The 13282-nt window shown below is 73.3% G+C and carries 8 protein-coding genes; 7 read left to right on the top strand and 1 reads right to left on the bottom strand.

Annotated features, from left to right (window positions below; all coding sequences use genetic code 11):
* Window positions 1-136 precede the first annotated feature (136 nt).
* Window positions 137-1162 (bottom strand): LacI family DNA-binding transcriptional regulator, encoded by a 1026-nt coding sequence (locus OG946_RS09975; protein ID WP_326800198.1) that lies wholly within the window; start codon window positions 1160-1162, stop codon window positions 137-139.
* A gap of 171 nt (window positions 1163-1333) precedes the next feature.
* On the opposite strand from OG946_RS09975, the gene OG946_RS09970 reads away from it, so the two are divergent.
* The 7 genes from OG946_RS09970 (at window position 1334) to OG946_RS09940 (ending at window position 13272) form a co-directional block, all read left to right on the top strand.
* Window positions 1334-2611, top strand: coding sequence for an extracellular solute-binding protein (locus OG946_RS09970; RefSeq protein WP_326795775.1), 1278 nt, complete (start codon window positions 1334-1336; stop codon window positions 2609-2611).
* Window positions 2612-2638: 27 nt separating this feature from the next.
* On the top strand, window positions 2639-3577 hold the full coding sequence (locus OG946_RS09965; protein ID WP_326795774.1) for a carbohydrate ABC transporter permease: 939 nt from the start codon (window positions 2639-2641) through the stop codon (window positions 3575-3577).
* A complete protein-coding gene (locus OG946_RS09960) occupies window positions 3574-4485 on the top strand; it encodes a sugar ABC transporter permease (RefSeq protein WP_326795773.1) in 912 nt (303 codons plus the stop codon). Before OG946_RS09965 ends, OG946_RS09960 begins: the two co-directional genes overlap by 4 nt.
* Before the next feature lie 93 nt (window positions 4486-4578).
* Entirely contained in the window at window positions 4579-6270 is a 1692-nt protein-coding gene (locus OG946_RS09955; RefSeq protein ID WP_326795772.1) for a glycoside hydrolase family 13 protein, read from the top strand.
* 171 nt (window positions 6271-6441) lie between these two features.
* Complete coding sequence (locus OG946_RS09950) at window positions 6442-7092, top strand: SLATT domain-containing protein (RefSeq protein ID WP_326795771.1); 651 nt, start codon at window positions 6442-6444, stop codon at window positions 7090-7092.
* 7 nt (window positions 7093-7099) lie between these two features.
* Window positions 7100-11239, top strand: a complete 4140-nt coding sequence (locus OG946_RS09945; RefSeq protein ID WP_326795770.1) for an FtsK/SpoIIIE domain-containing protein — start codon at window positions 7100-7102, stop codon at window positions 11237-11239.
* Entirely contained in the window at window positions 11236-13272 is a 2037-nt protein-coding gene (locus tag OG946_RS09940; protein WP_326795769.1) for a metallophosphoesterase family protein, read from the top strand. Before OG946_RS09945 ends, OG946_RS09940 begins: the two co-directional genes overlap by 4 nt.
* Window positions 13273-13282 lie beyond the last annotated feature (10 nt).

Genomic DNA, 13282 nt, shown 5'->3' with positions numbered 1-13282 from the left:
ACACCCTGGTCAAGCGGCAGTTCGGGCACCGTGCCCGGCTTGCATTGTCTCCTGCCGGGGTTCGCGCAGCGGATGATCAGGCGCATGCGGCCCGCACCATGTGGAAGCGCCCGGCAACCCGGCCCGGCGCACGCGGTCAGGCACGCTCCGCGGGCGCCGAGGCCGTCGAGCCGCGGACCACCAGCTCCGGGTGGAAGACGAACTCGCTGTGCGGGGCCGGGGTGCCGCCGATCTCCTCCAGCAGGGCCCGTACCGCGGCCTGCCCCATCGCCGTCACCGGCTGGCGGACCGTCGTCAGCGGCGGGTCGGTGAAGGCGATCAGCGGGGAGTCGTCGTAGCCGACGACCGACACCTGCCGCGGCACCGCGAGCCCCCGCTGCCGGGCGGCGCGGATCGCGCCCAGCGCCATCATGTCGCTCGCGCACACGATCGCCGTGCAGCCGCGGTCCAGCAGCGCCGCCGCCGCGGCCTGCCCGCCCTCCAGCGAGTACAGCGAGTGCTCGATGTCCGCCCGCGCGTCCGCCTCCGGCACGGACAGCACGTCGCGCATCGAGTCGAGGAATCCCTCGACCTTCCGCTGTACGGGCACGAAGCGCCCGGGCCCGAGCGCGAGCCCGATGCGGCGGTGGCCCAGGGAGGCCAGGTGGGTCACCGACAGCCGCATCGCGTCCCGGTCGTCGGGGGAGATGAACGTGCCCTGGAACTTCTCCGAGTAGCCGTTGATCATCACGAACGGCACGCCCTTGCCGCGCAGTCGCGTGTAGCGCTCCATGTCGGCGGTGGTGTCGGCGTGCAGCCCGGAGACGAAGACGATGCCGTCCACGCCGCGCTCCACCAGCATCTCGGTCAGCTCGTCCTCCGTCGAGCCGCCTGGCGTCTGCGCGGCCAGCACCGGGGTGTAGCCCTGCCGGGTCAGCGCCTGGCCGATGACCTGGGCGAAGCCGGGGAAGATCGGGTTGTCCAGCTCCGGGATGAGCAGCCCGATCAGGCCCGCGCTGCGCCGGCGCAGCTTCACCGGCCGCTCGTAGCCGAGCACGTCGAGCGCGGCCAGCACGGCCTGCCGGGTGGTGTCCGCCACGCCCGGCTTGCCGTTCAGCACCCGGCTGACCGTCGCCTCGCTCACCCCGGCCTGGGCCGCGATGTCGGCGAGCCGCGCGGTCACGGGACCTGACTGTTCCTGGCGCACGTCGTGCCTCCCTTGTCTCGCTGAGACCGTAACTCCTTGCAGAAATTACTTGCAAGGTCTTTCGGTCGCATGTCAATCCTGTTAGCTTCCTCGGCGTCCGGAGCCGCGCTGCGCGGTCACGGTTCCCTGCCTGAAGGAGAGTTCACTATGCGACGTGGCATAGCCGCCACCGCCCTGGCCGCCTCACTTGCGCTGGTGGCGACGGCCTGCGGTGATGACGGGGACGGCGGCGGGAGCGCCGGCGGGCAGGTGACGATCACCTGGTGGGACACCTCCAACGCCACCAACGAGGCGCCGACGTACAAGGCGTTGATCAAGGAGTTCGAGAAGGCGCACCCGGACATCAAGGTCGAGTACGTCAACGTCCCCTTCGACCAGGCGCAGAACAAGTTCACCACCGCCGCCGGCACCAAGGGCGCCCCCGATGTCATCCGCACCGAGGTCGGCTGGACCGCCTCCTGGGCCAAGTCGCAGTTCCTCGCCCCGCTCGACGGCACCGCCGCCCTCAAGGCACAGGACGACTTCACGCCGTCGCTGCTGAAGCAGGCGCAGTACGAGGGCACCACCTACGGCGCCCCGATCGTCACCGACACGCTCGCGCTGATGTGGAACAAGGACCTGCTCAAGAAGGCCGGCCACGACGCGCCGCCCGCCGACTGGGACCAGCTCATGGACGTCGCCGCCGACGTCGAGGACAAGACCGGCGCCGACGGCTTCTGGCTCCACAAGGACCCGTACTACACACTGCCGTTCCTCTTCGGCGAGGGCACCGACATGGTCGACGCCGAGGCGCAGAAGATCACCGTCAACTCGCCCGGGGCCGTCACCGGCGTGGAGAAGGCCAAGGAGATCGTCGACGCTCCCGGCACCGCCGGTCTCGACGTCACCGCCGACGCCTACGCCCACATGCAGGACGCCTTCGTCAACGGCAAGGTCGCCATGATCATCCAGGGCCCGTGGGAGCTGACGAACGTCTATGCCGGTTCCGCCTTCAAGGACAAGGCCGACCTCGGCATCGCCCCCGTCCCGGCCGGCTCCACCGGCAAGGCCGGCGCCCCCACCGGCGGCCACAACCTCTCCGTCTACAACGGCTCAGACGAGGCCCACCAGGAAGCCGCGATCGAGTTCGTCGGCTGGATGACCTCCGCCGACACCCAGGCGAAGATCGCGGTGGAGAACGGCACGCTGCCCACCCGCACCTCCGCCTACACCGACGAGGTCAAGGCCGCCCCCGGCGTCGCCGACTACCAGCAGGTGCTCGCCGACACCGCCCAGCCGCGCCCCGCGCTGCCCGAGTACAGCACCCTGCTCGGCGACGACTTCGCGCAGAACCTCGCCGCCGTCCTCAAGGGCGACACCGGCGTCAAGGACGGACTCGACGCCACCGCCGAGAAGTTCGGCGAGCTGGTCCCCGACTTCTCGTAGCGCGGCAGCGGTCCTGAAGGGCACCGAATGATCAGCAGCCTGAAGCAGTCGTACAGCCGCCACTGGTACGCCTACGCCATGGTGGCCCCGGTCGTCGCCGTCCTCGGCGTGCTCGTGGCCTACCCGCTGGGCCGCGGCGTCTACCTGTCGCTGACCGACGCCACGAGCGACAACGTCGGGCGCACCATCGGCGTCAACAAGATCCCCGACAGCTTCTCCTTCGTCGGCTTCGACCACTACGTCGAGATCCTCACCGGCAGCGCCGCCGACACCTTCTGGAAGCAGTTCGCCTGGACGCTGTTCTGGACCGCCGCCTGCGTCGCCCTCCACTACGGCATCGGCCTGGGCCTCGCCGTCCTGCTCAACCGCAGGATGCGCGGGCGCACCCTCTACCGGCTCGCGCTGATCCTGCCGTGGGCGGTGCCGACGTTCGTCACCGTCTTCTCCTGGCGGATGATCCTCGCCGACGGAGGCGTGCTGAACTCCGTGTTCGCCTCCGTCGGCATGCCGGAACCGGCCTGGCTCAGCGAGCCGTTCTGGCAGCGGACGGCGGCGATCGTCGTCAACACCTGGTGCGGCGTGCCGTTCATGATGGTCTCGCTGCTCGGCGGGCTGCAGTCGATCCCGAACGAGCTGTACGAGGCCGCCGAGACGGACGGCGCCACGCCCTGGCAGCGGTTCCGGTACGTGACGCTGCCCGGACTGCGCGCCGTCAGCAGCACGGTGATCATGCTGGGCGTCATCTGGACGTTCAACCAGTTCATCGTCATCTTCCTGCTCTTCGGCTCCACCGCGCCCGACACCGAGATCCTGGTCACCTGGGCCTACCGGCTCGGCTTCGGCCAGACGCCCCGGGACTACGCGGGATCCGCCGCGTACGGCGTGATCATCCTGTCCATGCTCGTCGTGCTGGTGTCGGTCTACCGCCGCTGGCTGAACCGCAACGAGGAGGCGGCCGTCCGATGAGCCAAGCAACCACCTCCCGCCCGACCCGCTCCGCTCCCTCCCGCCCGGCCCGCCCTGCCGCCGCCCGACCGCGCCGCCGCGGCGAGCGCAGCACCGCCGCCTCCGTCGCGCTGCACGGCACGCTGCTCCTGGCGAGCTTCGTCGCGCTCTTCCCGGTCGCCTGGCTCGCGTGGATCTCGCTCGGCCCCGACAAGACCGACTTCCTGCACGCCGGTGAGATAGCCGGGAAGGTCAGCCTGTCGAACTACACCACCGTGCTGTCCGACACCGACTTCCTGCACTGGGTCGGCAACTCGCTGATCGTCAGCCTCGGCACGTGCGTGATCGGCGTCTTCGTCTCCGCCAGCGCCGCGTACGCCGTCTCGCGCATGCGCTTCCCCGGCCACCGGCAGCTCATGTGGACGTTCCTGGTCACCCAGATGTTCCCGTTCGCGATCCTCATCGTGCCGCTGTACAACATCCTCGCCGGGCTCGACCTGCTGGACACGTACTGGGCGCTGATCGCGGTCAACCTCACCCAGGCCGTGCCGTACTGCGCCTGGCTGCTCAAGGGCTACTTCGACACCATCCCGCACGAGATCGACGAGGCGGGCCGGGTCGACGGGCTCACGCCCTTCGGCACGTTCTGGCGGCTGGTGCTGCCGCTCGCCCGGCCGGGCATGGCGGTCGCGGCGTTCTACACCTTCATCACCGCGTGGGCGGAGTTCGCCTTCGCCTCGGTGTTCCTGCTCAGCTCCGACAAGTACACGCTCCCGATCGGCCTGGCGACCTTCGTCAGCGAACACGACCAGCAGTGGAACCTGATGGCCGCCACCGGCGTGCTCATCGGGCTCCCGGCGGCGGCGTTCTTCTACCTCGTCCAGCGCCACCTGGTGACCGGCCTGACGGCCGGCGCCGCCAAGTCGTAAGCGCTGCCCGCCCTTCCGCTACGCCCCTCCGCCTCCCGCAAGCCACTGGACGCGGCCCGCGCGCCGCCCGCCCACCGACGACCCGGGGAAGACATGACCCAGCACCTGGCCGCCCGTACGGCCGCAGACTCCGCCGACGCCCTCGACTGGTGGCGCGACGCCGTGATCTACCAGGTCTACCCGCGCAGCTTCGCCGACGGCGACGGCGACGGCACCGGCGACCTGCCCGGCATCCGCGCCCGGCTGCCGTACCTCGCGCAGCTCGGCGTCGACGCGGTGTGGCTCAGCCCGTTCTACGCCTCCCCGCAGGCGGACGGCGGCTACGACGTCGCCGACTACCGCGCCATCGACCCCGTCTACGGCACCCTCCACGACGCCGACGCCCTCATCCGCGACGCCCACGAACTGGGCCTGCGGATCATCGTGGACGTCGTGCCCAACCACTCCTCCGACCGCCACGAGTGGTTCCGCCGCGCTCTGCGCGAGGGCCCCGGATCCCCGCTGCGCGCCCGCTACCACTTCCGCCCCGGAAAGGGCGCGAACGGCGAACTGCCGCCCAACGACTGGGAGTCCATCTTCGGCGGCCCCGCCTGGACCCGCGTCCCGGACGGCGAGTGGTACCTGCACCTCTTCGCCCCCGAGCAGCCCGACTTCGACTGGGAGCACCCGGCGGTCGCCGACGAGTTCCGCTCCATCCTGCGCTTCTGGCTCGACATGGGCGTCGACGGCTTCCGCGTCGACGTCGCCCACGGCCTGGTCAAGGCCGCCGGGCTGCCCGACATCGGCGGATCCGACCAGCTCGGGCTGCTCGGCAACGCCGCCATGCCGTTCTTCGACCAGGACGGCGTGCACGACATCTACCGGAGCTGGCGGCGCGTCCTGGAGGAGTACCCCGGCCGGCGCATCGCCGTGGCCGAGGCGTGGACGCCGACCGTCGAGCGCACGGCCAACTACGTCCGCCCCGACGAGCTGCACCAGGCGTTCAACTTCCAGTACCTCGGCACCTACTGGGACGCCGCCGAGCTGCGCCCCGTCATCGACGCCTCGCTGGCCGCCATGCGCCCCGTCGGCGCGCCCGCGACCTGGGTGCTGTCCAACCACGACGTCACCCGCCACACCACCCGCTTCGCCAACCCGGCGGGCCTGGGCACCCAGTTGCGGTCCGCCGGCGACCCCGTCCGCGGGCTGCGCCGCGCCCGCGCCGCGACGCTGCTGATGCTCGCGCTGCCCGGCTCCGCGTACCTCTACCAGGGCGAGGAACTGGGCCTGCCGGACGTCACCGACCTGCCCGACGAGGTGCGGCAGGACCCGGCGTTCGCGCGCGGTGCGGGGCAGGACGGGTTCCGCGACGGGTGCCGGGTGCCGATCCCGTGGACGGTGACGGGGAGTTCGTACGGCTTCGGGGAGGGCGGCAGTTGGCTGCCGCAGCCGGCCGGGTGGGGCGAACTGAGCGTCGAGGCGCAGACGGGCACGCCGGGCTCGACGCTGGAGCTGTACCGCACGGCGCTGGCGGTACGCCGGGCGCACCCGGCGCTGGGCGCGGGGGACACGGTGGAGTGGCTGCCGGCACCGGACGGGGTGCTGCTGTTCCGGCGGGAGTCGGGGGGCGCGGCGTTCGTCTGCTCGGCGAACACCACGGGCGCGGCGGTGCGGATCACGGTCCCGGCGGGACGGCTGCTGCTGGCGAGCGCGGAGGGGGCCGGCGGTGAGCCGGGCGACTCGGGCGGGGGCGAGGTGGAGCTGCCGGCGGACACCACGGTGTGGTGGTCGGCCGGGGAGTCCTGAGCGGTACGGACCGGGGGAGCACCCGGTGCGTACGGAGCGGGGGAACGCCCGTGCCGTACGCACCGGGTGCACGCCCTTTCGGGTGGCGGGTTCCTCCCGTCCGCCGCGCCCCGGCCCGCCGGTTGCCGATAGCCTCGGTGAGCTGGACTGGGGCGAGTGCGGAGGCAGTTGATGCCGGGTCGGGAGACGGGGAGGCCGGGTGCCGGGGGCGGCCGGGGGAGACGCCGCGACCTGCGGAGCCGCCCCTTCCCGGGCGCAGCGCTCGAACAGGCGGGCGGGCAGGCCGAGATCCTGCGGGAACTGCGCACCTGGGCCGAGCACGAGGCCGAGGACGCCATCGAGTGGTATCTCGACGACAAGCGCCTCAAGCGCCGCGGCTCCCGCGTCATCAGCGCACTGACGATCCTCCTCGCCGTCGCCGGCGCGCTGATCCCGCTGGCGAGCGTCGTCTCCGGCGGCCCGCCGCAGGGCTGGGGCTACGTGCTGCTGGCGCTGGCGGCGGGCTGCAAGGGGTTCGACCACTTCTTCGGGCTGTCGTCCGGCTGGATGCGCGACATCACTGCGGCGCAGGCGCTGCGCGCGGAGCTGAACGACTTCCGCATGGCCTGGGCGGCCGAACAGCTCCGCGCGGCGGATGGGGCCGCATCGGGTGACACCCTCGACCCGGCGGCGCTGGAACGCCGGCTCGCGCTGCTGACGTCGCTGGTGGAGGCCGTACGGCGGCAGGTCGAGTCGGAGACGGCCGAGTGGCTGAACGAGTTCCGCGCGACGGCCCAGCAGTTGCAGGACAGCGCGGGGCCGCCGACGGGCGCGGGGGCGTGAGGCGCGGGTGGCCACGGAACGGATGCTGACGGTCGTACTGCCCGACGGCACCGAGCTGGACGTGGTGCTGGAGGCGCCGGACATCGCGCCGGTGGCTCTGGTGTCGCGGCGGCTCGGCCAATGGTGCGGACTCGCGTCAGGAACGGAACCGCTCTTCCTCGACGACGCCACCGAACTGCCGCTCGATGCCATGCTCGCGGACGTGCCCGTACGCCCCGGCACCCGGCTCTGGCTGGGCGCACCGCCGGCGGACCCGGAGCGGAGTCACCTCACGCCGCAGGCCATCCACCGCGCACTTGTCAAGAAGGGCCTCGCGGAACCGCGCGACGGCGGCACGCTGTACGTCTCCCGCCGCCGGGACGAGGTAGATGGTGCGAAGCCCGAGCGCAGCGGATGGCGACGGCTGCTGCCGGGCAGGCGGCGTGGCCAGCGCACCCCACCGGGACATGCGCAGAGGGCCATGAACCCCCGCTGGCTGCTTACGGACACGGCCGAGCTGTGGCACCGCGCCCCGCAAGACGAGGAGTTCCTCCGCATTGAATTGGGCTACTTGTTCAACCACAACGAGGAGATCCGGTACGAGCCGGTCACAGTGGACCTGCCGGGCATCGGGGTCCTCGGCGTCGTGGAGTGGCACGCGGCGGGCCAGGTCGGCGCCTGGCTCGTCGCCCATGTCCTGGCCACGCACAGCCCGGCTGATGTCGACGTACGCGTCCTGACCTCCGACCGACAGCGCGACGTTTGGGACTTCCTCCGCTTGCTCCCCGACACCCCCGCAGGCCCTCGTGTGAGCTACGACGCCGGGTCGTCGGCCCGGCACATCGCCGACCTACTCAGCCGCGGCTCCGCCCGGCCTGGGACTCCCCGGCCCACCGCGGCCGTGCTGGTCCTAGACGGCGCCCGCGATCTTCGCACGTTGCCGGGGGTCACAGAACTGCTCCAGCGCGGGCCTGAGTACGGAGTGTTCGTGATCTGTCTGGAGTCCACCGACCGGCTGGGGCCCGAGTGCCGCGTGGTGTTTGATGCCGACCCTTCCTCCCCGCTGCTGCAGAAGGGAGGCCGCCTATACGAGGGCTGGCACGTGCACTGGGCCGATCGCGCACAGACCGACCGCCTCGCCCGCATTCTCGCGCCCCTGCGCGCCCCCACCGTCTCCGCGGAGCCGGACAGCCCTCGGCTGCTCGACCTGCTCGACCTGCCGCTGTTCGAGATGGACGTGCAGCGACGGCGATGGGCGCGCCCCTCCCACGGGCTCTCCGCTCCGATCGGCGAATCCCAGGGCGTGCCGGTCGCCATCGACCTCGTACGCGACGGCCCTCACGCCCTCGTCGCCGGCACGACCGGCTCCGGCAAGACGGAGTTCCTACGCACTTGGATCGCCTCCATGGCCGCCAACCACCCGCCCGACGCCTTGTCGTTCGTGCTGGTGGACTACAAAGGCGGCGGCGCGTTCGCCGACTGCGCCCGATTACCGCACACAGTCGACGTCATCGTCGACTTCGACACGTACCTCGTCGAACGCACCCTCATCGGACTCGCCGCCGAGCTACGGAGGCGCAGTGAACTGCTGACGAGGACAGGAGTACGCGACATCGGCGACTACGCCGACCTCTTCCGTGCCGGCGACGTGCGTGCACCGGAACCACTGCCGCGGATGGTGCTCGTCGTGGACGAGTTCGCCTCGCTCACCCGGGAGTTCCCCGACTTCATCAGCGGCCTCGTGGATATCGCCCGGCGCGGCCGCTCCCTGGGCGTGCACCTCGTGCTCGCCACCCAGCGCCCCGGCGGCGTGGTGACCCCCGCCATCCGGGCCAACACCAACCTGCGGATCGCGCTGCGCCTCGTGGACCGGAACGAGAGCACGGACGTGATCGACGAGCCGGACGCGGCCTGGCTCGGCAAGTCGGAGCCCGGGGCCGCGTACGTGCGCACCGGGGCGGAGACCCTCGTGCGCCTGCGCACCGCGCGCGTCGGTATCCGCCACGCGCCCGAGCCCGAGCACTGGTCGGACGTGCGGGTGCGCGACGCGCACGGCGACCCGGAAGACAGCGGCTCGCTGCGCGTGGAGTCCGAGCCCGCCGGCATGACGGACCTCACCAGCCTGGTCGACCAACTCGACGCCGCCGCCACCGTCCTCGGCATCCCCCGCCCGCCCGCGTTCCTGCCGCCGCCGCTCGCCGACGTGATCCGGCTCGGCGCGCCGCTGGCCGAGACGGACCTGCCCGAGCATGGGCGTGACCGCATGCCCGTACCCATCGGCCTCGCGGACATGCCCGAGAACCGATTCCAGACAGTCGCCACACTTGACCTCGCGACAATGCCGCTGCTCGCCGCGGGCGGCCCGCGCAGCGGGCGCTCGCAGCTCCTGCGCACCGTCGCCGGCTCCGTCGCCCGCCAGCACAGCAGCGCCGACGTGCACCTCTACGGCATCGACTGCGGCACCGGCGCCCTCCAGGCGCTCACCGAACTGCCGCACTGCGGCGCGGTTGTCTCCCGCAACGAACGTGACCGGCTGACCCGGCTGCTGGACCGGCTCACCACCACTGTGCGGGTCCGGCAGTCGGAGCTGGCCGCGGGGGCGTTCGCCGACGTCCCTGCCCAGCGGCAGGCGGTGGCGTCGCACCTGCGGCTGCCGTACCTGCTGGTGTTCGTGGACGGCTGGGAGGGCTTCACCGACGCGATGCAGGACGTCGACTACGGCAAGCCCGTCGATGACTTCCTGCGGCTCTGCCGGGAGGGCCCGCGGGTCGGGGTTTGCCCGGTCGTCGTGGGCGGGCCGCAGGTGCTTCACGGCCGGATCCGGGCGGCGGCGGCGAACCTGCTTGTGCTGCGGCAGGCCGACGAGACGGACTATCTGGACGCGGGCATCAGGACCTGGCTGGTGCCTGGTCGCATGCCGCCGGGACGAGTGCTTTACGCCGAAGGCAGAGACGTCGTGCAGATCGCGCTGCTCCCAGGCGGTGCGGAGACCGCCCGCGGCCAGGCCGAGGCGCTGGCGCGGATCGGCGCCGCGGCGCGGCAGCGGGACGCCGGAGTGCCCTCCACGCGGCGGCCGTTCCGGGTCGACGCGCTGGACCTGGCCGCCGACCGCTTCCACGTCGGCGGCGGTACGGGCCGGCCCGTGGGCCGCGAAGCGGAGCTGGCGTGGCTGCGCGACCGGTACGCCACCGGCACCTCCGTCGCACTGCTCGGCCCGCGCCGGGCGGGCAAGACGTGGGTGCTCGGCGAGCTGGAGCGGCGCCTCGTCGCGGACGGCGCAGGACAGGTCCGCAAGCTCACCGTCCCGCACCGCGCCAGCCCCGTCGACAGCTCCGACCAGCTCGCCGCCCTCCTCGACCCCGCCGTCCGCGGCGCGACCAGCCCCGCCGAGGCGCTGCTCACCCGGGCCGCCGACCGCGCGGCGCGCGCCGACCGGGAGGCGTTCCTGCTCGACGAGGTCGGCCGGCTCGCCGAGTACCACCCCGCGGCCGTCTCCTGGCTGCGCGACCTCGGCCAGGCCGGCGCGTGGCTCGTCTACACCGGCACCGAGAAGGACTGGCAGACCGTCGTCCGCTCCGCGCTCACCGCCCCCGGCTCCAGCTTCGGCAACGACGTCGACAAGCGCATCCTCGGCCCCCTCGGCGAGCCGCACGCGCTGGCCTTCCTCACCGGCACCGCCGCGAACCTCGGCGTCGACATCGCCCCCGACCGCGCGGGCGCGCGGATCCTCGCCCTGGTCGGCACCTGGCCGTTCTACCTCCAGGTGATGGGCGACGCGGTCGTACGGGCCGTGCAGGCGGACGACCGCCGCCCGCTGACGAGCGGTCCCGCGCTCGAAGAGCTGTGCAGGCAGGAGCTGCTGATCGGGCGCAGCGAGCAGTTCCAGTCCCGCTGGGCGGAGATCGGCCCCGCGGGCCGCGCCGCGCTGCTGCACACGCCCGGCGCGCCGCCGCCGGAGCCGGCGCCGGCGCAGCGGATGGAGCTGCGCGACGTGGGGCTGCTGCGGCCGGGCGACGTGTGGCTGGCGGACCGGCCGTTCTTCGACTGGATCGCGCTGAGCCAGGTGTCGCTGCGGGACGAGTCGTTACGGGGCGGGGGACGGCGCGAGCCGCCGGGAGAAGAGCCGCGGGCCGAGGGCCCCCGAACCGATGAGGAGCAAGCCCCATGAGCCGCTTCCGGCCGAGCCGGGCCTACCAGCCCGAGCTGGATGTCCGGTTCCCCGGCGACCACGTGCCCGGCTGGGCGCGCCCCCTGGTCGAGGGCCAACTGCCCAACTCCGCCGCGTGGCTGGTGGAGCTGCCCCGGCGGGCGGGCAAGACGTGGCTGGCGCGCGCCGTCGAACGGGCCCGGGCGGAGCGGCCGTCGCTCCGGGTCGACCTGCGCTCGACGGCCGAGGCGGTGCGGCGCAGCGGGCTCGGGTGCCTGACGGGCGGCAAGCAGGCGCCGCGGGTGGCGCCGGGGTGCGTGGTGCTCGTCGACGAACCGGCGGTGGCGCGGGGCGCGGAGAACGGCGCCCGGACCCGTACGCGGAACACCCCGGCCGCGCCGGGCGCGCCCACCAGGACCGCCCTGGGCGGCGTCGACCCCGCGGCGCTGGCCGCGGGGCTTGAGCAGGTACGGGACGCGGGCGCCGTGCCCGTCGTCTTCGCCACCCCCGCCGAGCAGTTGCTGCTCGCCCCGCACCTCGGCGCCGACGCGCCCAAGGACGTGCTCCGCCCGCCCCGGATGACCGACGGCGAGTGCGCGCGCATGGCCGCCCGCGCCCCGGAGTGGGCGCCCGCGGTCGTCGAGCTGCTGCGGGCGGCGGAGCCCGCCTGGCTGCAGACGCCGTTCCTCCTCGAACTCGCCCTGCAGACCGCCGAGGAGCACCCCGCGCTCCGCGCCGACGCGGCGCGGCTGGCGACGGCCGCGTACGAGGAGGCGTGCGGCCGGCACCAGTACGTGCCGCAGTGGTTCCACGACGGCCTCGCCCCCGAGCACCGGGCGGCGCTGCGGGCGCGGCGGTGGCACGACGCGGGCGTGGAGATCGCCGTACGGGCCGCGCACACGCCGCCCGCCGACGACCCCGTGCTCGTCCGGCACCTGCCCGACGTGCTCCGCATCCACCACGTCACCGACCTCCACCACGGCGGCGGGCTGCGCGCCAACGTGGACGCCAAGGACACCTCGCAGGCCGGGCAGCGGCTCGCCGAACTCGCGGGCGCGGGCTCGCCGCTGGACGCGTACCTGGACCACGTGCGCCAACTCGCCGACCAGGGCCGGGCGCCGCACCTGATCATCGCCACCGGCGACCTCGTCAACCGGCCCGTCGACGCCGACGGCGAGACGGCCCTCGCCTGGCTGCGCGCGCTGGAGGACCTGCTCGCCGGCCACGCCGACCTGCGCCCCGGCGACCCGCGGGTGCTCCTCACCGGCGGCAACCACGACGTGTCGTGGGAGCTGTGCCTGGACGAGGACCCGCAGGCGCGGCACCGCTGGTTCGCCCGGGTCTTCGCCGGCTACCCGCACCCCGACCTGCACGAGCCCGACACCGCGGCCCGCCGCGTCTACGTCACCTATCCGGACGCCGGACTGCGGGTGGCGCTCCTCGGCACCGCCGAGTCCGGCGGCGAGCCGGCGCACGACCGGGACCGCGAGCGGCTGGAGCGGTTCCGGGAGACGTACGTGGCGGCGGCGGACGCGGCGGACGAGGACGCCGTACGCCGGATCGTGCTGGAATTCGAGCGCCACGACCCCGGCGTCATCGCCCGGGGCGTACTCGACCGGCTGACGCGCGAACCGGGCTACGTCACCCTGGCCGCCCTGCACCACCCGCTGTCGCCGGTGCCGGCGGTGGAGATCGCCCCGTACTCGGGGGTGGTCAACGCGGGCCAGGCGAAGTGGACCATGGCGGAGGCCGCCACGTCCCTGGTCCTGCACGGCCACACCCACCTGGGCTTCACCGCGGCCGAGCGGCTGCTGGGCACGGCCCGCCCCTGGACCACCCGCATCGCGGGCGCCCCGGCGCTGGGCAGCCGGGAGTCGGACGAGCGCAACGGGTACAACGAGGTGTTCGTCGCCCGCGAGGGCGGCGACCACGCGCTGGCGCTCCGCACGGTCCGCTACGAGGCCGGCACCTGGACCCCGAGCCCCACCGTCGGCTTCACGCCGGGCGCCCCGGACGAGACCCCCTTGCCCCTCCTCTGCGGCGACCCGGCCTGACGGGCGGGCG

The organism is Streptomyces sp. NBC_01808, from assembly GCF_035917395.1.
Classification (GTDB): Bacteria; Actinomycetota; Actinomycetes; order Streptomycetales; family Streptomycetaceae; genus Streptomyces.
The sequence above is the reverse complement of the archived record's forward strand: the minus strand, read 5'-3'. Positions and strand labels throughout refer to the sequence as shown.

Coding starts and splice junctions, on each gene's coding strand:
- OG946_RS09950 (WP_326795771.1), top strand. CDS start 6,442: ATGCCGGGTCGGGAGACGGGGAGGCCGGGTGCCGGGGGCGGCCGGGGG.
- OG946_RS09955 (WP_326795772.1), top strand. CDS start 4,579: ATGACCCAGCACCTGGCCGCCCGTACGGCCGCAGACTCCGCCGACGCC.
- OG946_RS09940 (WP_326795769.1), top strand. CDS start 11,236: ATGAGCCGCTTCCGGCCGAGCCGGGCCTACCAGCCCGAGCTGGATGTC.
- OG946_RS09970 (WP_326795775.1), top strand. CDS start 1,334: ATGCGACGTGGCATAGCCGCCACCGCCCTGGCCGCCTCACTTGCGCTG.
- OG946_RS09965 (WP_326795774.1), top strand. CDS start 2,639: ATGATCAGCAGCCTGAAGCAGTCGTACAGCCGCCACTGGTACGCCTAC.
- OG946_RS09960 (WP_326795773.1), top strand. CDS start 3,574: ATGAGCCAAGCAACCACCTCCCGCCCGACCCGCTCCGCTCCCTCCCGC.